The following is a 21,033-nucleotide window of genomic DNA, read 5'->3' as shown; positions in this document are numbered from 1 at the left end:
TTGCGATGGCGACCCATTCCGGCGCTCCGCGTTCCAGCCATCGGCATGACGGCCGGGCGCGGCAGCTTATCGAGATGACGATCGACAGCCTTGCGGAAGTCGGCTTCTCCGGCACCACGCTTGCCGAAATCGCCGGGCGTGCCGGCGTCTCGGCGGGACTTGTCGCACATTATTTCAAAGACAAAAATGGTCTTTTGGAAGCTGCCTTCCGCGCGCTGGTGTTCGAACTGAGCGAAAGCGTCCGGATGCGGCTCCGCGCAGCCGAAGGTCCCCGCGAACGGGTGCAGGCGATTATCGATGCCAATCTATCGGCGAAGGAGCTTGATCCGCGCACCAGCACGGTATGGCTCGCCTTTTGGGGGCAAGCGCTTCAGATTCCCACATTGGGGCGTATCCAGCGCGTCTATCAGCGGCGCATGATCTCCAATCTCAGCCACGCGCTCCGCGAACTGGACACCACGCAGGAAGCGACCCGGCTTGCCCCCATGATCGCGGCGATGATCGATGGCATATGGCTGCGCGGCGCGCTGTCGCGCTGGCAGGAAACCGACCCTGAAAGTGCGCGTGAGATGTTGACGCTATTCGTCGACGATTACCTGCTGCACACCCCTGCCCGTCCCGAACGTGCCGCGCCGCGCACCCGCGTTCGCCCGGTCAATCCGGCCACCGGCGAACGGATCGCCGACATCCCGGTTACCACGCCCGCCGATATCGACGCGATGGTTGCCCGCGCGAAAACCGGACAGAAGATTTGGGCGGCGATGAGCGCAACCGAACGCGGCCGGGTGCTTCGCCGGACCAGCGACCTGCTGCGTGATCGCAATGACGAACTCGCCCGCATCGAAACGCGCAACACCGGCAAGCCCATTCAGGAAACGGCTGCGGTGGACATCGTGTCGGGCGCGGACTGCCTGGAATATTATGGCGGCATGGCGGCGACGATTACCGGGCGTTATCTTGACCTTGGCCCCAGTGCGTTCGGCTATACGCGGCGCGAACCGCTTGGCGTGGTGGCGGGGCTAGGCGCATGGAACTATCCGATGCAGATCGCCTGCTGGAAATCCGCGCCTGCGCTTGCCTGCGGCAATGCGATCATCTTCAAGCCTGCCGAACAGACGCCGATGACGGCGATCGAACTGGGTCACATCTTTGCCGAGGCGGGCCTTCCCGACGGCGTATTTCAGGTGGCGCAGGGCTATGGCGAGACCGGACAGGCGCTGATCGGCCATCCCGGTATTGCCAAGGCGTCGCTTACCGGCTCGGTCGAAACCGGCAAGCTGGTGATGGAGCGCGCGGCACGCGGCCTAAAGCCTGTCACGCTGGAACTGGGCGGAAAATCGCCGATGATCGTGTTCGACGATGCCGATCTCGACAATGCGGTCAGCGGCGCGATGATGGGTAATTTCTATTCGACCGGTCAGATTTGTTCGAACGGAACCCGCGTCTTCGTTCAGCGCGGCGTGCTGAAGGCGTTTGTCGACCGGCTTGTCGCGCGCACCGCAAAGCTGCGCATCGGCGATCCCTTCGATCCCGAAACCAATATCGGCCCGCTGGTCAGCGACGCCCAGCTCGACATGGTGATGGGCCATATCGGCCGCGCCCGGCGTGAGGGCGTGAAGCTGATCCATGGCGGTGACCGGCTGACCGGTGGCGATTATGATCGCGGATTCTATGTCGAACCGACCATCTTCCAGGCGGAAAATGACGATGCCGCCATCGTTCGCGACGAAGTATTCGGGCCGGTCATGCTTGTCCTCCCCTTCGACAGCGAGGAAGAGGCGGTCGCGCGCGCGAACGACACCGATTACGGGCTTGCGGCCGGGGTGTTCACCAACGACCTGAACCGTGCGCACCGCGTCGTGGCGCAGCTTCAGGCGGGAAGCTGCTGGATCAACGACTATAACGTGACGCCGATCGAAATGCCGTTCGGCGGGTACAAACAATCGGGGATCGGCCGCGAGAACGGCCTCGCCGCGATCGAATATTATACCCAGATCAAAAGCGTCTATGTCGCCAAGGGCGATGTCGACGCGCCCTATTGACGGAGAGGCATGGGTGAGCACAGCCTATGACTATATCATCGTCGGTGCCGGATCGGCGGGCTGCGTCCTTGCCGACCGGCTGACCGCCGATGGGCGCAACAGCGTATTGGTGCTGGAATTCGGCGGATCGGACCGGTCGGTCTTCATCCAGATGCCGAGCGCACTTTCGATCCCGATGAACAGCCCGAAATTCGACTGGGGCTATCGCAGCGAACCCGAACCGGGGCTTGCCGGACGACGGATGCACACGCCGCGCGGTAAAGTTATCGGCGGATCGTCGTCGATCAACGGCATGGTCTATGTCCGTGGAAATCCGATGGATTTCGAAGGCTGGGCCGATCAGGGCGCGGCAGGATGGGACTATGCACAGGTCCTTCCCTATTTCATGCGCGCCGAAAGCCGCGCCGAAGGCGGCACTGCCTATCGCGGCGATCGCGGTCCATTGCACAATCGCTATGGCAGATTGAAAAACCCGCTATACACCGCCTTTATCGACGCTGCGCACGCGGCGGGCTATCCGGTCACCAGCGACATTAACGGCGGTCAGCAGGAAGGGTTTGGCCGAATGGACATGACCGTCCATAACGGTCGCCGCTGGAGCGCCGCCAACGCCTATCTGAAACCCGCGCTCAAGCGGCCGAACCTTACCCTGATCACCCATGCGATGGTCGATCGCATCCTGTTCGAAGGCAATCGCGCGGTCGGCTTGCGTTATCGCCAGGGCGATACGGAACATGAGGTTCGCGCCGGCCACGAAGTGATCGTATCGAGCGGCCCGATCAACTCGCCGCACCTGCTCAAACGGTCGGGCATCGGCCCGGCGGCTGAGCTTGCGCGGTTCGACATCCCGGTCGTGCATGATCTGCCAGGCGTTGGCGAAAATCTTCAGGATCATCTCGAATTCTATCTTCAGATGGAATGTACGCAGCCGATCACGCTCTATTCGGTGATGAACCCCATCGCCAAGGCGCGCATCGGCGCGCAATGGCTGCTCACCAAAAAGGGACTCGGCGCGACCAACCATTTCGAAAGCTGCGGCTTTATTCGATCGGCTCCGGGCATTCCTTATCCCGATATCCAGTTCCATTTCCTTCCTCTCGCCGTATCCTATGACGGCAGCGCGGCGGCGGACCGGCATGGCTATCAGGCGCATGTGGGACCGATGCGTTCGAAAAGCCGGGGCAATGTCACGCTGAGCGGTCCGCGATCCAACGATCGGCCGAGCATCCGCTTCAACTATATGAGTCATCCTGACGACTGGGCGGAGATGCGCGCGTGCCTTCGCCTGACGCGGGAGATTTTCGCGCAGGACCCGCTAAAGCCCTTTACCGGCCGCGAAATGAGCCCCGGCGCGGACATCGTCTCCGATGAACAGATCGACGCCTGGATCGCGCAAAAGGTGGAAAGCGCCTACCACCCCTCCTGCACCTGCAAAATCGGGGCGGACGACGATATGATGGCGGTGGTCGATCCTCAGTTGCGCGTGCGCGGGGTCGAAGCACTACGCGTGGTCGACAGTTCGGTCATGCCCGCGATCACTACCGGCAATCTGAACGCCCCGACGATCATGATCGCTGAAAAAGCGGCCGACCATATTCTGGGCAAGCAGATGCTCGCGCCATCCGAAATCGAATATTCGCGCGCGTCGAACTGGCGGGACGCGCAGCGCTGATCCGCGTGTCTGTCCTCCCCCGGAACGCGGCTATTGTTCCAGCGCGTCCTGCCTGACTTCTATCCAGCCGCTATTGGCATCGGCCGTCGCGGAGCCGTTGCCCGAACTTTTTTGCACTTCCGCCCGGCGCTGGCGTTCAGCGTGAAGTTCGCTGGTCACGTCCGGCTTTCGGTTTACCCATAGCCGCAGCCCGCTTGCCTGAAAAAGCATCGCCCAGTCGCTGCGGCTGTCGCCGGCGACCAGCAGCGGATGGCGAACCGGGTCGATATATGCGTCGATCCCGGCAACCTTCCCCTCATACCAGGTAAGCGGTGACCAGAGCGTCGGGGTGAGGATCATCCGGGCATGATGCGCGGCGGTATATTCGGTATCGAGGAAATGGCCGTTCACGATCTGCCGCCGCGCGGTCGTCACGCTTCCATCGTCGGGATCGCGCAGCAGCATAGTGACACCGATCACGTCCTGCGGCGAGATCCCGATGCCGTATTTGGGGTCGGACACGACCATGCGCACCAGTTCCTCGGCAGCGGCGGTCACGACATAGACATGCACGCCCTTCGCCTGGAGCATATGGATCAACTGGCGCTGCGCCGCGAATATCTTCGGCGGTGAAACACTGTCCTCGACCGCCTTGCCGCCGGCCGCATAGCGTACCGGAATAGGCTTGTCCGATGCCATAAGCGCATCGACATCACGCTTCAGCGCGGCGAGCGAACGCCCGGCAAAAACCTGAGCAATCCAAGGATAGCAGATTTTGTCGTCGATCTCGCAAAGCCGGACATAATAGCCGTACAGGCTCTCACCTTTATGCACCGGGACCGGGCGCAGCGAGGCATCGAGCGATGCGGTCGACAGTTCGCCACGCTGTTCCATGAAGGGAAGCAGCGCCTCTTCCAGATCGTGGCGCCAGATGGTGTTGTCGGCGTCAAACACCGCATAGGAGCCGGCGGGCGCATCCGCCACGACCCGCTTGATTTCGGCGCGCGCCTCGGCAGGCCATTGGTCGAGCTGGGCATGGGCGGGCATTGCAGAGAAACCAGCCACCGCTGCAATCGCCGCGCCGATCATTCGCGCGATCATGCCTTCGCTCCCGCCTCCAGCGCAGGATCCGACATGCTCGACTTTCCGGTTTCGACATGACCGGCAAAGCGGCGGCGGAAGGGACCGTCGCGTTCGGCGACAACAAGGTCATACCAGTGATCGCTTTGCGCCGGATCGATCCGCAGCGAATGGCTGCCGCCCGGTTCCAGATGCACATCGCTGTTCGTGGTTTCGCCATAGGTGGGCGCGCCGACGGACAACGCGACCGGCGACGACCCGCGATTGGCAAGTTTCAGCAGCAACCCGCCGTCACGGCGTTCTTCCAGCCGGACCAATACGGCTCGCGCCTTACCCGATGCTTCTCCCGCAAACTCGCGCAGATAGCCGTTGGGGCCAAAGACGCTGAGTGCATAGCGCCCCTCGCCCGCAAGTCCCGGCAAATGGTCGCTGACGCTCTTGCCCGGCTCTACCGTATAGAACCACGGACCCGCGCTTTCGGTTTCGGGTGCATAGACCTGAAACACCACGCCCTGTTCGCCCTGATTGGCGAAGCGCAACGCCAGACCGCCGTCATCAAAACTGTCCTCAACCGCCATGCGATAGGGTAGCGGCCGAACCGGGCGACGCCCCGGTTCCTGCGCGGGCACGCTCTGTTTCGCCGGGACCTGCGGCGGCGGCAATTTTGCCGCCGCCATGACGCGCGCAAGATAATCCTCGGTATCGGGGAAGGCGTGAAGCGCGGAACCATCGGGATCAGCGAAATCGAACATGCTCGTCATGTCGCCCGTTACCGCGCGTCGCCACGGGGTTATATTCGGTTCGTGAACGCCGAAACGGCTTTCGAGGAACCGGATGACCGATGTGTGGTCGTGCACTTCGGAATTGACCCATCCGCCGCGCGTCCAGGGCGAGATCACGATGAGCGGAACGCGCATGCCCAGCCCGACGGACTGCCCCTCGAACGTTTCGCCGCGCGTATCGATGGTACTCAGCCCCATCTGGCGATTGGTCGCGGGAAGTGGCGCGGGGAAATGATCGAAAAAGCCGTCATTTTCGTCATAATTGATGATCAGCGCGGTTTTCGCCCAGACTTCGGGGTTTGAAACCAGCGCCTCGATCAGGCGAGAGGTCAGCGATTCACCGAAAGCCGGCGGCGCTTCGGGATGTTCGGTGAATTTGGTCGGCGTGACGATCCAAGAAACCTGCGGCAGCGTATCGGCCTGAACATCGGCGGCAAAGGCGGAGACGAGATGCCCGCCATCGGTCGCATCGGCATTTTCCGCGGTCGATCCGGGCACGATCGCGCGGCCGCGCCGATACAGTTCGGACGACGGGTCCAACCCGCGAAACTGTTTGAAATAGGCAAGCGAATTGCAGCCGAAATTGTCATATTCCTGATAGACGCGCCAGCCTATCCCCGCTTTCTGCAACCGCTCGGCATAGGTGGTCCAAGTTGCGACATCGGGGAAATCCGCCTTGTCCCGGCTGGCATCGCCCGTCCAGTTTCCGTCATCGGCATTATGCACCGCCTGCCGCCCGGCATTGCCAACCGCAAGCCCGCTGGTTCCGGTGAACAGATACATCCGGTTGGGATTGGTCGGCCCGTGGAGCGAGGCATAATAGGAGTCGCAAACGGTGAACGCGTCGGCAAGCGCGTGATAGAAGGGCACATCTGCGCGATTGAAATAGCCCATGGTCATGGGGGTTTTGTCGTCGATCCACACATCGTAATCGGCCCAGCGCCGCGCGTCGCCCTTCCAGCTATGGTCGAGGCTTTTGAGCAGTTGCGCGCTGGTCGTTCGCGCGTTCATGCGGAACGGCAAAACCTCCCCGCCGTCAGGGGCGGGCTGGTGGAAAACCGATTTGCCGCTGCGCAGCGGCATCGGGCGCGGATCGGCATAGCCGCGAACGCCGGGCAACGTTCCGAAATAATGGTCGAATGATCGGTTCTCCTGCATCAGGATCACGACATGCTCGACATCCTTTAACGTACCCGTGCGCTTGCCCACCGGTTGGGCGAGCGCTTTTGCGATCGGAACGGGCAGCGCGCCCGCAGCGGAAAGCGCGGCAACGTTGCGAAGGAAATTACGACGATCGACCAATGGTATCTCCTGACAATCTGCCGGTTAAATACCCGTTGAACCCATTTTTAACAAGGGAAGCAGGTATCCCGACAATCAGCCGATACTTTTCATAGCCGACGATTAAGTCATTTGAATGAACGTTCAATACATCCTACCGTCGCACATCGACCCCGGCTATGCTGAAACTTTCAAGGTCGCGCCGGGTGAACAGGCTGGCATCGCCGGGCAGCGAATGTTTGAGAGCGGTCAGCGCCAGCCCGTTGGCCGCTGCCGCTTCTATCGATCTGCCGTTCAGCAGCGCGTCGAGCACGCCGGATGCGAAAGCATCGCCCGCCCCGATCCGATCGACGATGCCCGAAAGCGCAATTTCCTCGCTCTGGGCATGGCCATCGGGCGTATCGATCCGCGCCGAAAGGTGATGATGATCGGAATCGATTACCTGCCGCGCGGTCGATGCGATCACTTCAAGGTTCGGAAACGCCTCGAATGCCGCCCGGGCCGATGCCCGCCGCCGCGCTTCGCCCTCACCGCCGAAATCACGGTCGAGCAGCAGGGCGATGTCGCGATGATTGCCGAACAGGATATGCGCGCGCTGCACGAGCAGGGTAAGGATCGACCGCGGGTCGCTGTCCCAGCTTTCCCACAGCCGGGCACGGTAATTACCGTCGAACGAAATGCGGATACCGCGCTGCGATGCCGCCTCGACCGCGGCCAGCGCCGCTTTTGCCGGAACGGGGCCAAGTGCAGGCGTGATCCCCGACAGGTGCAGATGCGCGACGCCATCGAGCAGGTTGTCCCAGTCCCACGCCTCCACTGCCGCTTCGGCGAAGGCGGAATGCGCGCGGTCGTATATCACATCGGTCGGCCGCATCCCCGCGCCGGGTGTAACGAAATACAGCCCCATCCTTCCGGGCAACCGCTGGATATGGCGGCAATCGACGCCAAGCGCGCGCAGGCTGCGCAGCGCGGCATCACCCAGAGCGTTTTCGGGAAGCGCCGTCGCAAGCGCCGCATCGTGCCCCAGCATCGCCAGAGCGCTCGCCACATTCGCTTCCGCGCCCGCCGTCCACACGTCCAGCCCCGGCGTCTGTAACAACAACTGGCGGCCCGGTGGCGACAGGCGAAGCATGACTTCGCCGAACGCAAGAAATCGCCCCATCGCCCGTCTCCCCATATCCATCTGTGCAGAGCGTCCCTGCCCTGCCCGCGCCGCCGCGGCAAGGCGTCAGCCTATATGATCCCGCGTGTAACCTGCTCGACCAGCGTCAGGGGTAGCGATCCCGGCACGAGCACTGCGGAATGAAAAGCGCGGATGTCGGCAGCATCAGCGCGCATCGAACCCAGTGAATCCGCCATCAGAAATTCGGCCGAACGAATTGCGGGTTCAAGCGCGATCCGGGCGACGTCTTCCTCCAGCGGAGCGAAGATCACGCCCTCTCCCTGAAGATCGCGCAGCGTCTCGACCGCCTGCGCGCGAGTCCAACCGCGGTGATGAATTCCCGTATCGGCAAGCGCGCGCCCGACGCGGAACAACGCCCATTGGATATAGCCCAGTTCCGCGAGGGGAGCGCCCTCAAAAGCGCCTTCCTCCAGCATCAGGCGTTCGGCATATACTGCCCAGCCTTCGGTGAAAGCAGCAGCATGATCGAGGCGAAGCGGATGCGGATCGGCCGCTGCCTCGATCGGCATCTGCACCATGTGCCCGGGTAGCAATTCATGATGCACGACGGAAGGCAGCGTCCAGCTCGGCCGCTGCCGGATATGACTGAGGTCGACGAAGTAGCCGCCCTCGCCCGATCCGTCCGCTGGTGGAACGATGCGATATCCACCCCGCCCCGCCGCCTCGTCCGCCGGGGACATACGTCGTGCGGCCACATGGTCGATTGCCGGGGGCAAGTCCGCGAAAGCCGTGGGAAGCCACGTCTTCACCCGAGCAAGCCGGTGGTTCATGTCGGCCACCGCCCGATCGCGCCCGGCGTCGCTGTCTGCATAAAGGTAACGCGGATCGCGCGCCAGCTCGCGAAAACGCTCGCCGGTCGATCCGTCCGCCATGCCGATCAATCGGAACAGCGTATCGGCACGCTGCACCAATGCCCGCGATACACTTTCGGCGCGACGGTGCGCCATTTCAGGCGCTATCGCCTTGCCCAGCGCACGTTCCAGCATCAGCGTATAATATTTCGCACCACTGGGACAATGGGTCAGCCCGGCGCGTGCAGGTGCCGTTTCGCGCTGCGCTGCCAGCATCGCCGCCTGCCGCTGCAATGCCCGGCCCACATCGCCTTTGGCCATCGCAGCCGCCTTTTCCAGACCGGCCAAGGTTTCTTCAAGCGCGGCATGGGCCAGGATCACGCCATGTTGCGCAGCAATCGACAGGCTTCTGGTTTCGGTATCGATCTGCGCTGCCGCGTTTGGAACATTGCTTGCACCGCCGTGACGCCAAAGGCCTGCCCGCGGCGATACGGGCCATGGCGAGTGGCCGGGCACTGCCCATGGCCATTGCGCGACCATCCGCGCATCGGTGGCAAGTCCTGCGCATACCGTCAGCAAATCAAGCCGCCGCACGGGCGAAAGCCCTTTGGGGTCGAACGCACGCAGCGCATCCATTCCCCGCGCCGGATCATTCGATCGTGCGATGTCGTCGAGCAGCGCAACCAACGCGGCATCGCGCGTTACCGCACCAGATGCGGCAAGGCCGGGCAGCGCCGTCAGCACGACCGCCGAACCCAGCAGCGTGCGCCGCGAAAAACCGAATTGGCCGATCATATCAGCACTTCATGGGTTCGCGCCCAATTGAGGAGCAGTTCCGGCCAGCGTCCGGCCGGCTTTCCGATTACCCGGCGCATGGCAAAACCGTGGCCGCCATACTCGAACAGATGCGTTTCAACCGGCACTCCCTTCGCTTTCAGCGCAGCGCGGAACAACAGCGTGTTTTCGACCGGCACGGAAGGATCGTCCTCGGCATGGCACAGAAAACAGGGCGGCGTATTTTCCTTCACATTTCGATCGGGCGAATGCGCGGCTTCCAGCGCCGGTCCGGCGTCCTTGCCGATCAGCGCGGTACGCGATCCTTCATGCGCCCAGGGCCGCTGCATGGTCATGACCGGGTATAAGGGCGCGGCGATGAGCGGGCGGGCAGACAGTTTGTCGGCACCATCCACCCCGTCATAGGTTGCGGCGTCGAACCGCGCGGCAAGATCGGCGCACAAATGCCCTCCGGCCGAAAATCCCATGGCGCACACGCGCGCCGGATCGAGCGCGTAATCGCCCGCGCGCTGACGGATCAGCCGGATCGCGCGCTGCGCATCGGAAAGCGCGACATCCGGCCCCGCCGCCCATCCCTGATCCGGCAGGCGATAGAACAGCACGAAGCAGGTAAACCCCCGTTCGGCAAGCCACTGTGCCATTTCATAGCCTTCCCGGTCGATGACGACGTGAACATAACCGCCACCGGGCATGATGAGCATCGACGCTCCATTGGGCCGCCATGGCTTGAACACCGCCATGCGCGGCACGGCGATATTGTCCACCGCACGATCATTGATCGCGCCGTCCGTGCTTCGCTCGACAACGCTTTCGGCAGGCATATTGTCCGGCATGCCCGGCGCGCCACCCGGCCAGAGGTCAATCGTTTCGACCGGCTGCGGCCATGCCGGAACGCGGTCGCCGACATTATGCGGCGGCGCGGTTTGCCCCATGACCCGCGTGGAACTGGCCATTCCGGCGGCGGCAAGCGACCCGATCAGCGCGGTGCGGCGGTCGATCATGTCATCGCCCGATAGGTGAAGCGGGAAAAACGCACTTCCCCCTTCCCCGCCGAATACAGGCCGGGACGAAGGCTGAGGAAATCATAGGCCGTGTTGTGGTTATAGCCAGAAACCTCCATCTGGACGTCGAACTTTTCCCAGATTTTCCCGCCATCGGCACTGGTATACATGGTGACGATATTGCGGTCGTTTTCGATTGCCACCCGCATCCGGTTTCGGATTGCCGGCGGTTTTCCCGATTGCCGTTGAAGACCATAGCGGTGCATCACCAACCCCTTGGCGTTGAGGCCAAGTCCCGCATAAAGTCGGCGGCTGTAAAACAGCAGCAGCCCCCCCTCGGCACCCGAATCGACTTCGATATCAACTTCGATACGGTAGCGATGATCGCCGCAGATGCAGGTGATCGGCGAACAGTCCGACGGGCTTGTCCCCTTGCCGCGAACATGCATCACGCTATCCATCCGACGCACGCGCGTTTTTTCATTCCGTCCGGGATCGTAGAAGGACCATTGAATGCCGAACCGGTCGGTCGAAAAATCGTCGCTGAGCGGCATACCGCTGGGCAGCGTACCAAGATCAACCGGTTTCTTCAGCGGCTCGGACAGATCGCCGCCGACCGGGCGTGCCCAGCCATTGGCGTTCCATTCGAACGGCTGCAGCAACGCCTGCCGTCCCAGCGTCCAATAGCCGTTTTCATAGCCGTGATAGATCATCCACCACTGGCCGCCCGGCCCTTCAAATGGTGTTGCGTGTCCGCGTGACCACCATTTTTCGCGCGCCGACATCGTTTTGATTACCGGATTATCGGGATCATTCTCCCAAGGTCCGTCGATCGATCGGGACCGGGCCATCACGACCATGTGCCCGGTGGGCGGCCCCGCCGTCCCCCCGACGGCAAGCGTCATGTAATAATATTTGCCGTGGCGGGTTATCTTCGGCCCCTCCGGCGCAAAGGTTTCGACCACCCAGTTTTCAGGATAATGCCACGGGTCGTAGACATGCTCGACCGGCCCCGCCTTTGCCAGGCCGTCGGGCGTCAGCTTCACCCGGTCACCGCCCGACAGAAAAAGATAGCGTGCGCCATCCTCCCCCACCGCATGACCGGGATCGATATGATCGGGCAAATTCAGATCAATGGGTGCCGACCATGGACCTTCGATCCGGTCGGAATGGATAACGTAAATCGATTTCTTGGTCCGGCTGCGCGCAGGAATATAAACGAAATACCGGCCGTCATGCTTGACCAGTTCCGGCGCCCAGACTGATCCGATTGGGGTTGCAAGCGCCGCGGTAACAGGACGCCAGTTAACCAGATCACGGCTGTGCCAGATGACGATCCCCGGATAGGCATCGAAGCTGGAAAAGGTCAGATAATAATCGTCTCCGTCGCGAAGTATCGTCGGATCGGGATGATCGCCGGCGAAAACCGGATTGAGGAACATTCCGTTGCCCAGATCGGCCTTGCGCTGGCCTTCGAAGCCATGCCCCCACTGCATGTCGGCATACGGATCCAGCGAAGCGGTAGCACGCGACCCTTGGGCCCACGCCCTGCCGGGTGTGAAGGACAAGCAGCCCGCAAAGCCGATTGATTTTAGCGTATTGCGTCGATCAAACATCATTGCCCCTTGATCAAAAAACGGTGCCGACGCGGGACAGGTCACGCGTCGGCCAGTTCGGGGAAGCGTCTGGGAGCCCGTCCGCTCACAGTTTGAAGCGAACGCCCGCCATGATCACGCGGCCGAAATGATTATTTTCGTAATTGCGGCGCGCGAAATCATCCGTGAAGCGGTAGCGATAATCATCGGTCAGGTTCGTCCCGTCCAGCGTAAGCTCGATATGATCGTTGACCGTGTAGCGGATCGAAGCATCGAGATTGAATGAGGCGCCATAGCCTTCGAAGATATTGTCGTTACCGCTGGTGCTGGTCAGATATCCGCTGCGATAGGCGCCCGATACGCGCACCGAAAAACTGCCATCGTCGTAATAGATCGTTCCGTTCGCCGAACGTTTCGAAAGGCCCAGCAGCGGGCGGGTATATACAATTTCGTCGCCATCGATGTTGAAAGTGTAGTCAACATCACTGTCGACCAGCGTCACATTGCCCAACACGCCAAAATTGCGGAGTGCATCGGAAAAGACCGAAAACGGCAGGTTGAGGCCGATCTCGACACCTTTCAGCGAAGCGCCGGGGCCGTTGACGGTCGTGCGGAATTCGAACAGGCGATCAGGCTCTGCACCGTTGACGACATGATCATATACCGGCGTGCCGGGGGTCAGAATAGAGGTCGGCAACCCGCTGGACGCATAGGTCCCTTCCCTGGTGCTGGAGAGCGGGAAGCTGACAATATCTTTTTTGAACACGGCCACGGAGGCGATCGCGCCGGGCGCGAAATACCATTCGATCGCGGCGTCATAGTTGGTGGCGCGATACGGATCGATAAACGGATTGCCCGATGAAATCGCGAAGTTGAATTCATCGACCGATCCACCCGGGGTGAGCGATCCAAGCGAGGGCCGGGTCATCACTTTCGCCACCGCACCGCGGATGATCAGATTGTCGGTGGGATGAAAATTGATATTCATCGCGGGCAGCCAGTCGTCATAGCTGCGCTTCACCTTCACATATTCGCCGCTGACATAGCCTTGCGATGCCTGATCGGTATTGGCGTACCGCACGCCTGCATTACCAGTGATACGAAGCCCCAAAAGCCGCGTTTCATAATCGACCTGGAACCATCCGCCGCTGGCCTCTTCGGTTACCGAGCGTCTGTCGCCTTCGTTCAGCGTTGCTTCGCGGCCGTACAGATCAAGATAGTCGGTAACCGCATCGAGATCGGGCTCCACCCAGGCATTGGTGTTGCCTGAGGGCTGCCCCGCACTTCCGAGGTGGAAGATATCGGACAGCGCGTCCGTCACCGGCGCGCCATATTGGCCGTCAGCACAGTCATAGGCGGCGCAATAGGTGCTGTCGCGCCGATAACCGATCGTGTCGAAATCATAGCGCCGATAGAATGGACCGCCCGAAAGCGTGAAACCGTCGGTAACTTCCCATTTCAGGTCGAGCGCGCCGGCGCGGAACTTGTTCTTCGTCGAAGACGGACGATCGCGAAATTCGGCAAGCTGAAACGCTGAAGGATCCTCTATCTCCGACCCGAAAGTGAGCAGCGGCGACTTCATATCACTGTAATCATAGCTATAGCCGGTCGCATCGCGATTATCGAACATCAGCGATGTTTCGACCGGGATATCGGCATCCGAACGGGAAAACCCGCCGCGCAGTGTCGCGCTGAACGCGTCGGTGAACTGTTGATCGATCTTGCCCGAAATCTGATAGAATTTCGTCTCGCTTTCCCGGTGGTATCGCTCGGTCCGGACGTAGACATTGTCGAGATCGGCCGAAATCATGTTGTTGTCGCCGTCGACCGTGTAATTGGAAACGTCGATGCCGCCTTCATTGCTGCGCAGCAGAACCTCGCCCCAATGTTCGTCGCGCTCCTCCTTAAAGTCGGAGAACAGTCCGTCGATCGCAATTGTAGTCCGCTCGCCGGGCTTCCACTGGAGCGAAGCCGTTGCGCCCAGCCGCTCCCTGTCGTGCGAAACAAGTCCGTAGCGCGGAATACGGGGGTGAAAGGCGTCCGACACCTCTGCACATCCTGAATCGTCCGGATTTGCACCGCAATCAACGCCGTTGACGGACGCGAAATCCGCCTGCGCCCAACGTACCGAGTTATTGCCAAGTTCGGCCGTCTTGTATTTCGAATAGGCGACCGACGCCGACACGCCGAAGGTTTCGTCGCTGTTCACCCACCCCAGCAGCCCCGCCAGACGCGGCCCGAAATTGTCGTTGAGATCATTATAACGCGCCTGCGCATTTGCTGTCAGCGTTACCCCGGCGCCATAGGCGAGCGGATTGCCGGTATTGAGATCGACCACCGCGCCCAGCGAGCCTTCGTCCAGCGCCGCTTCGGCGGTTTTATGGACCACGATCGAGGAGAAAAGTTCGGAAGCGAAAATGTTGAAATCGAACGCGCGGTCCTGATTGGCCGACGCGCCGTCGGTGGATGTCGCAATGGTTTCCATGCCATTGACCCGGACCCGGGTGAATTGCGCCCCCAACCCCCGTACGGTGATCGCGCGACCTTCGCCCGCGTCGCGTTCGATCGCGATGCCGGGGATTCGCTGCAGCGATTCAGCCAGGTTTTGATCGGGAAATTTGGCGATATCCTCCGCAACGATCGCGTCCACCGCCGAGGTCGATTCGCGTTTCAGGTTGAGCGCCGCGGCCAGCGAGGCGCGATATCCGGTGACCACGATATCCTCGCTCTGCGAAAGGTCGCCCACGGTAGGACCGTTATTTTGCTGATAGGGTGCGGGCGCGCCGGGATTTACGCTCTCCTGATCGCCTTCGTCCTGAGCCTGAGCCTGTGCGCTGCCGATGGCGAGCACCATGCACGACGCGGCGCAAAGCAGTTTCGCCGTCATCGGTTTTACTTCACCCGAAATTCGTGAACCCCGCATGTTCCATCTCCCTGTGGCGACCCGTCATTGACGCGACGCTCCTCCCGGCATGACACCGGTTTTTATGGGCCACGTGGCGCGACCCGATGCGAATATCGGGAGATTGGGATCGAACCTTCGCGATTCGGCCAATTCTCCTCTCCTGTACCGCCGCCTTTTTGGCGACTTTTATTCTTTCTTCCGGCCGCAGCGCTCCCTCGTTGGCGCTCTAAGTAACCGGTGTCATAAACACTGCGCAGTCATTTTTTGCTTGTCAAGAAGCGTATTTCGCAATGTGACTTTGTTCAGCTTCCCGGTTGGATATAGGGGACCCGCGCAAACAGTTCGCGCTGCCACCGGCGCGGATCGTCCGCCAACCCGGATCGCGTATCGAAGACCATGGTTTCGCGCCGCTGCACGCTATATCGCGCCCAGGTGCCAAGCCCCGCATGATTGGGATCGCCGCTACGCGCGCATGCCAAAAAAGCGTCCATCATCTGGCGGCTGACGCGTTGTGCCGCCGCCCCCGTGCCGGTGATCGAACCGGCCGCGTCAAGCGTGCCAAAGACCAATGGAATATCCAGGGCGTGCGGCGCCCCGCGTTCCGGTTCGACAGGCGAGGCAAAATTCAGCTGGTATACCCAGGTCGGTGTATCCGCCCGCGCCCTGGCCTCCGCCTCGATAACCTGACCGCGCCAACTTCGACCCGCCGTCGTTGCGGCATAAAAAACCTCGGTCGGCGTCATTTGCGGAAAATGCTCGCGATATTGCGCCACCACCCATTCAGGCAGAATGTCGATACGCAGCTGCGGCGCCATCCGCTGCGGCAAATTGTCCCAGGTAAGGCCGCGAACCGCTTCGCTCCCCGGCGGAATGAATGCACGGGTTTCGTCATGCGTATTGCCCAAAATCATTGGCATGGCGTTGGATTGCGGGTTCGCGTCGGGCCAGAAAGGATGGCGCGTCAGCCATTTCATATCGAGCACCGGACCAAAATACACATGACCGCCAAGCACCGGATCGACCGCGTCCAGACCGGACATCAGCTTTTCCACCGGCATCGACAACAGCGGTGACAGATGGTCGCGGTTCACACCGACAGCGTCGAGATAGGCGCTCGTTCGTTCGCTGGCGTTGAGCGGGCCGGAGGCCGTCACCTGCTGCCCGCTCATCGTAGCCGCCCGCTGGAATAGCCCCTTTGCGGCGGGCATACCCATCATCGTTGCGATCTTCGCACCGCCGCCCGACTGGCCGAACGCAAGGACTCGATCGGGATCTCCACCGAATGCCGCGATATTGGCGCGCACCCATTTGAGCGCGAGGATCAGGTCGAGCTGACCGACATTGCCGCTGTCCGCAAAACGCGGATCGAGCCGGGCGAGGTACAGATAGCCAAGCGCATTGAGCCGGTGGTTCACCGTAACCACCACCGCATCGCCATGCGCGGCCAGCCGGTCGCCATAATTCAATGGATCGACGACGCTGCCAGAGGAATAGGCGCCGCCATGGATGTAGAGCAATACCGGCCGCTTCGCGCGCGGATCTGCGCCTGGCGTCCAGATATTGAGGAACAGGCAGTCCTCGCTCTGGTCCGCATAATGATCGCCCGCCTGCGGACAGGAGGCGGCGAAGCGGGTCGCCTGCTGCACGTCGCGCGTCGGAGCGGGCGCAAGCGGCGCCTGAAATCGTCTGCCGCTCGTATCCTGACCATAGCGGATGCCGCGAAAGACGCTCAGCCCACTTTCCCGCGTTCCCCGATACCGCCCCGTCGGTGCATCGACCGTCGGGTCGTCCGAGGCCTTTGCCAGTTGGGGAATGGCGGCAACCGCTCCTATGCCGGCGACGCCGCCGATCAGGTCACGCCGTTGCCATCCCCGCTTTATATCGCGTCCTTGCATTGCCCCTCCTTTCGCCGCGACACCAAACGTCCGCTTCTGTCGGCGGATCGCATCGATCGCGTACTTCGTCTCGCCCCATAGACACCTGCGCTGCGCCTAACGCGCCAGCCAGCCGCCATCGACGGCAAGCACATGGCCGTCGACATAATCGGAAGCGTTCGACGCCAAAAACACCGCCGCGCCGCCCATATCCTTGGGGTCGCCCCAACGTCCTGCCGGGATGCGGTCGAGGATCGCCCTAGACCTGTCGGAATCCTCGCGCAGCGCCTGCGTGTTGTTGGTGGTGATATAGCCCGGCGCGATGGCATTGACGTTGATGCCCTTCGCCGCCCATTCGTTCGCCAGAATCTTCGTCAAACCGGCCACGCCGCTTTTGGACGCGGTATAGCTGGGCACGCGGATACCGCCCTGAAAACTCAGCAGCGAGGCGATGTTTATAATCTTGCCCTTGCCTTGCTTCAGCATATGCCGCGCGGCCGCCTGACACAGGAAGAACACGCTCTTCATGTTGGTGTCGACCACCGCGTCCCAATCCGCTTCGGTGAAATCGATACTGTCGGCGCGGCGGATGATCCCGGCATTATTGACCAGAATATCGCATCCGCCGAGTTTCCCGACTGCTTCGTCAACGACGCGTCCGACCGGCTCGATGGTCGAAAGGTCCGCCGACACGATCTCAGCCCGACGGCCAAGGTCGCGCGCCCTGGCGACCGTTTCCTCGGCCGGAGTGCGACCGACCGCAGCGATGTCGGCACCCGCTTCGGCCAATGCCAGCGCGATACCCTGTCCGATGCCGGTATTCGCGCCGGTGACCACCGCCACTTTTCCCGACAGATCGAACATCCCCGTCGTTTTCGACACGCTCATTTCAACTGGCAGATGTCGAGGACGTTCATGTCGGTATAGTCGAGATTTTCCCCGCCCATAGCCCAGATGAACGTATAAGCCTTGGTCCCCGACCCCATATGGATTGACCAGGGCGGACTGATCACCGCCTGTTCATTCTCCATCACGATGTGCCGCATCGCATCGGGCTGCCCCATATAGTGGAACACCCGGTCGTCCCCTTCGAGATCAAAATACAGGTAAATCTCGCTGCGCCGGTCGTGGAGGTGGGGGGGCATCGTGTTCCACACACTTCCCGGCTGCAGGATGGTGAGGCCCATGAGCAGTTGCGAGCTTTCGCAAATGCCGGGAATGATCAGCTGATAGATCGTCCGCTCGTTCGAGCTTTCTAGATCGCCTTTCTTGAGCGGGTTGGCCTCGGACACCGATATCTTTTTCAACTCGCAGGCTTTGTGCGCCGGCAGTGACACGAGATAATATCGCGCCCCGTCTCCGAAAAACTGCACATCCTTCGATCCCATCGGGATATACAGGCAGTCCTTGTTGGCCATGTCGAAGTCCTGGCCGTCGACGCTGATCCTGCCCGGTTGCCCGATGTTCACCACGCCCATTTCGCGCCGTTCCAGAAACGGGTGCCCTTTCGCGCTTTCGGGCTCTGTCTGGTCGGGCAGCTTCAGCGCGCCACCGCCGGGCACCGCCCCGCCAATCACAAAGCGCTCATTATGCGCGTAATTCAGCTTGATCTTGCCGTCCTCGAACATGCCCCCGACCAGATAGCGGTCGCGCAGTTCATCATTATCGACCCGGTCCATCATATCCGGGTGCGTTGCATGATAGGTCTTCTCGAACATGGCTGCTCCTGTTTCGCGTTCCGGACCGCAGCGGGCGGTCGCACGAGCCGATGAGCGCTTCACATCTTCGCATGCACACGGCGCACAAAGCGCCGCATGCCTTCTCTCCTCATCGGCCCGATAATTCCGAGTCCGACTATTGGGTAACCGGTGTCAGGTTATGACGCAAGGGCGCTTCGCGATAATCGGTGGGATTTTCAGTTATGCGGCGGAGCCGCCACCGAACCACGTCGAATCAGGGTCGAAAGAAACATCGACGGTTCATCGACCTCCTGCTCGCCTTCCGTCACACTGACCGTCAGCTTCAGCGCAGCCGAGCGCGCCATGGTGGCGATGGGCCAGCGCACCGTCGTCAGCGGCGGCCATATATGGCTGGCAATCGGAGTGTCATCGAATCCTACGATCGACAGATCGCGCGGAACATCCATCCCGCGTCGGCGCGCCGCCTGCAATACGCCGGTTGCCATTTCATCGTTGCTCGCAAAAATCGCGGTGGGCCGCGGCGAAAGATCGAGCAGACGCTCGGCCGCCAAAAGACCTGATTCGAATGTATAATTTCCGTCGGCAACCATGCTTCGCGGCAGCTTCAGGTCGGCTTCTTCCAGCGCCTCTTCGAACCCGAGACGACGTTCCAGCGCAGACCGGAAACCGTGCGGCCCCGAAACGAACCCTATTCGCCTGTGCCCTTCGCCGATCAGATAGCGGATCGCGTCACGCACCGCTTCGCGGTCGTTCGACGCGACCATATTGGTGGGGTCGTCGAGTTCAGCGGATCCCATGCGGACATAACGGCATCCGATCTGACGACACAGTTCTGCGAGCGAATCATTTTCCGATATCGGCGGCATCAACACTACGCCGAACAGTCGCTGCCGCTCGAGAAATTGGCGAATATCGTCAAGCATGTTGACCATGCCGCGATCGACAGGACGGACCACGAGTTCGAATTCGGTGTCGCGAATTGCCTCCAATATACCCTGTTGCACCTTCAGCACAGTCTGCGCGTTCGGGTTGTCGTGCACCAGACCGATCAGGAAATTCCGCCGCAATGCCAAGGCGCGGGCCTGCGGGTTGGGGACATAGCCCAATTCGCGTATCACTTCCTGTACGCGCTTGCGGGTATCCTCGTTCAACAGCGGCGAACCATTGATGACCCGGCTGACCGTTTTCTTGGATACGCCTGCAATACGCGCCACGTCATTGATGGTCGGCTGGGATCCCCCTTCCCTGTTTTTCGCGGCCATAGCACTCCTTTGGGTCGGGCCTGACGCCCGGACAATCGGCCGGAACAACCCTGTTCAGTGTATCCGTCCTGCTTATGCCAACATCGCCGAAAAGCAAGCTTTCACGCCGTCCCGGAGCATGTTGCCAACATATCCTTGCTTGTGACACCGGTTTCCCATAACGAGGATGAACCGGCGCGCAGAACTTTATTATCGCGGCCGAAGAAAGGGAGATGCCGAATGAGCGCGAGCGCCAAGGCGATCGCGGAACGGTTCGTGAATGCGCGCCGCTCTGCGAACGCACTATCCGAATATCCGGGTTCTGCGCCGACAACACTGGAAGATGCATATCGCGTACAGGATCAGGCGATCATGTTGAACCGGCAGGATATCCTCGGCTGGAAGGTCGGACGGATCATGCCGCCTCTCGACGAGGAATATGGCGCTGACCGCCTCGCCGGACCGATCTTTACCGTCACCCGGGCATCCGCTTCGAACGCAATGCCCATATTTGCAGACGGTTTCGCTGCCGGAGAGGCCGAATTCCTGCTGCGTATAGGCAGTCCCCCGCCGGCAGGGAAAACCGAATTCACGCTGGACGAAGCAAAATCGCTGATCGATGCCGTCCATCTCGGGATAGAGGTGGCCAGTTCGCCTTTCCCCGGCATCAACGATCATGGACCCGGCGTCACAATTTCTGATTTCGGCAATAATTACGGGTTGTTGATAGGCGACGCCGTGCCGGAATGGCGTGATACCGCGTTCTTGCAATGGGACATTACCGCTTATCATAATGATACGGTGGTGGGCGGCGCGCGTGCGTCCGCAATGCTGGACGGTCCGATCGGTGCAGCGCGCTTCCTCTTCCAACTACTGGCGCGGCGGGGCATCGCGGTCGAACCGGGGCAGTGGATTTCCTCCGGCGCGCTGACAGGCGTTCACCCGGTGGCAGTCGGTGATCGTTTCGCCGCACGCTTCAACGGCCATGATCTTCTGGAGTGCAATTTCGTGGCGGCTGGCGGCGCCTGACAATCGCCGAGGCGGCGGCACCCGCCGCCACAAATTACGCTCGATATGCGCCGCTCTTCGCCGGTTCCGGCGGATCGCTGCGG

Annotated in this window: 14 protein-coding genes; 3 read left to right on the top strand and 11 right to left on the bottom strand. The window is 61.3% G+C overall.

Annotated features, from left to right (window positions below):
- Positions 1-5 precede the first annotated feature (5 nt).
- On the top strand, positions 6-2,042 hold the full coding sequence (betB, locus tag KY084_RS12180; RefSeq protein WP_219238746.1) for a betaine-aldehyde dehydrogenase: 2,037 nt from the start codon (positions 6-8) through the stop codon (positions 2,040-2,042).
- 13 nt (positions 2,043-2,055) lie between these two features.
- Positions 2,056-3,714 (top strand): choline dehydrogenase, encoded by a 1,659-nt coding sequence (gene betA / locus KY084_RS12175; protein WP_219238745.1) that lies wholly within the window; start codon positions 2,056-2,058, stop codon positions 3,712-3,714.
- Between the two features lie 30 nt (positions 3,715-3,744).
- On the opposite strand, the gene KY084_RS12170 is transcribed toward betA, so the two are convergent.
- From KY084_RS12170 to KY084_RS12120, 11 genes are all read right to left on the bottom strand, one after another.
- A complete protein-coding gene (locus tag KY084_RS12170; RefSeq protein ID WP_219238744.1) occupies positions 3,745-4,794 on the bottom strand; it encodes an HAD family hydrolase in 1,050 nt (349 codons plus the stop codon).
- On the bottom strand, positions 4,791-6,857 hold the full coding sequence (locus tag KY084_RS12165; RefSeq protein WP_219238743.1) for a phosphocholine-specific phospholipase C: 2,067 nt from the start codon (positions 6,855-6,857) through the stop codon (positions 4,791-4,793). The genes KY084_RS12170 and KY084_RS12165 overlap by 4 nt, the downstream gene beginning before the upstream one ends.
- Positions 6,858-6,990: 133 nt before the next feature.
- Positions 6,991-7,998 (bottom strand): sugar kinase, encoded by a 1,008-nt coding sequence (locus tag KY084_RS12160; RefSeq protein WP_219238742.1) that lies wholly within the window; start codon positions 7,996-7,998, stop codon positions 6,991-6,993.
- 71 nt (positions 7,999-8,069) lie between these two features.
- Positions 8,070-9,605, bottom strand: a complete 1,536-nt coding sequence (locus KY084_RS12155) for a DUF885 domain-containing protein (RefSeq protein ID WP_219238741.1) — start codon at positions 9,603-9,605, stop codon at positions 8,070-8,072.
- Positions 9,602-10,606, bottom strand: a complete 1,005-nt coding sequence (locus KY084_RS12150) for an alpha/beta hydrolase (protein WP_219238740.1) — start codon at positions 10,604-10,606, stop codon at positions 9,602-9,604. Before KY084_RS12150 ends, KY084_RS12155 begins: the two co-directional genes overlap by 4 nt.
- The gene (locus KY084_RS12145; protein ID WP_425516738.1) at positions 10,603-12,225 is read right to left on the bottom strand and encodes a family 43 glycosylhydrolase; all 1,623 of its coding nucleotides are present in this window, start codon (positions 12,223-12,225) and stop codon (positions 10,603-10,605) included. The genes KY084_RS12150 and KY084_RS12145 overlap by 4 nt, the downstream gene beginning before the upstream one ends.
- An 82-nt stretch (positions 12,226-12,307) precedes the next feature.
- Complete coding sequence (locus KY084_RS12140; RefSeq protein ID WP_246587088.1) at positions 12,308-15,124, bottom strand: TonB-dependent receptor; 2,817 nt, start codon at positions 15,122-15,124, stop codon at positions 12,308-12,310.
- A gap of 284 nt (positions 15,125-15,408) precedes the next feature.
- Positions 15,409-17,001: a carboxylesterase/lipase family protein gene (locus KY084_RS12135; protein WP_219238739.1), complete on the bottom strand. Its 1,593-nt coding sequence runs from the start codon at positions 16,999-17,001 to the stop codon at positions 15,409-15,411.
- Between the two features lie 96 nt (positions 17,002-17,097).
- The gene (gene kduD / locus KY084_RS12130; RefSeq protein ID WP_219238780.1) at positions 17,098-17,844 is read right to left on the bottom strand and encodes a 2-dehydro-3-deoxy-D-gluconate 5-dehydrogenase KduD; all 747 of its coding nucleotides are present in this window, start codon (positions 17,842-17,844) and stop codon (positions 17,098-17,100) included.
- A 20-nt stretch (positions 17,845-17,864) separates the two neighbouring features.
- Positions 17,865-18,698 carry a 5-dehydro-4-deoxy-D-glucuronate isomerase gene (kduI, locus tag KY084_RS12125; RefSeq protein ID WP_219238738.1) on the bottom strand — a complete coding sequence of 278 codons (834 nt, stop codon included), beginning with the start codon at positions 18,696-18,698 and terminating at the stop codon, positions 17,865-17,867.
- Positions 18,699-18,895: 197 nt separating this feature from the next.
- Positions 18,896-19,942, bottom strand: a complete 1,047-nt coding sequence (locus tag KY084_RS12120) for a LacI family DNA-binding transcriptional regulator (protein ID WP_219238737.1) — start codon at positions 19,940-19,942, stop codon at positions 18,896-18,898.
- Between the two features lie 219 nt (positions 19,943-20,161).
- Between KY084_RS12120 and KY084_RS12115 the strand changes: the two genes are divergently transcribed.
- Positions 20,162-20,950, top strand: coding sequence for a 2-keto-4-pentenoate hydratase (locus KY084_RS12115; protein WP_219238736.1), 789 nt, complete (start codon positions 20,162-20,164; stop codon positions 20,948-20,950).
- Positions 20,951-21,033: the final 83 nt, after the last annotated feature.

It is taken from the genome of Stakelama flava, assembly GCF_019351405.1.
In the GTDB taxonomy this organism is placed as follows: Bacteria; Pseudomonadota; Alphaproteobacteria; order Sphingomonadales; family Sphingomonadaceae; genus Sphingomonas; species Sphingomonas flava_A.
The sequence above is the reverse complement of the archived record's forward strand: the minus strand, read 5'-3'. Positions and strand labels throughout refer to the sequence as shown.

What these genes read in the sequence shown, in the direction of transcription:
- betB (WP_219238746.1), top strand. Translation starts at nt 6, where the DNA reads ATGGCGACCCATTCCGGCGCTCCGCGTTCCAGCCATCGGCATGACGGC.
- KY084_RS12170 (WP_219238744.1), bottom strand. Translation starts at nt 4,794, where the DNA reads ATGATCGCGCGAATGATCGGCGCGGCGATTGCAGCGGTGGCTGGTTTC.
- KY084_RS12160 (WP_219238742.1), bottom strand. Translation starts at nt 7,998, where the DNA reads ATGGGGCGATTTCTTGCGTTCGGCGAAGTCATGCTTCGCCTGTCGCCA.
- KY084_RS12155 (WP_219238741.1), bottom strand. Translation starts at nt 9,605, where the DNA reads ATGATCGGCCAATTCGGTTTTTCGCGGCGCACGCTGCTGGGTTCGGCG.
- KY084_RS12150 (WP_219238740.1), bottom strand. Translation starts at nt 10,606, where the DNA reads ATGATCGACCGCCGCACCGCGCTGATCGGGTCGCTTGCCGCCGCCGGA.
- KY084_RS12145 (WP_425516738.1), bottom strand. Translation starts at nt 12,225, where the DNA reads ATGATGTTTGATCGACGCAATACGCTAAAATCAATCGGCTTTGCGGGC.
- KY084_RS12140 (WP_246587088.1), bottom strand. Translation starts at nt 15,124, where the DNA reads ATGCGGGGTTCACGAATTTCGGGTGAAGTAAAACCGATGACGGCGAAA.
- KY084_RS12135 (WP_219238739.1), bottom strand. Translation starts at nt 17,001, where the DNA reads ATGCAAGGACGCGATATAAAGCGGGGATGGCAACGGCGTGACCTGATC.
- kduD (WP_219238780.1), bottom strand. Translation starts at nt 17,844, where the DNA reads ATGTTCGATCTGTCGGGAAAAGTGGCGGTGGTCACCGGCGCGAATACC.
- kduI (WP_219238738.1), bottom strand. Translation starts at nt 18,698, where the DNA reads ATGTTCGAGAAGACCTATCATGCAACGCACCCGGATATGATGGACCGG.
- KY084_RS12120 (WP_219238737.1), bottom strand. Translation starts at nt 19,942, where the DNA reads ATGGCCGCGAAAAACAGGGAAGGGGGATCCCAGCCGACCATCAATGAC.
- KY084_RS12115 (WP_219238736.1), top strand. Translation starts at nt 20,162, where the DNA reads ATGAGCGCGAGCGCCAAGGCGATCGCGGAACGGTTCGTGAATGCGCGC.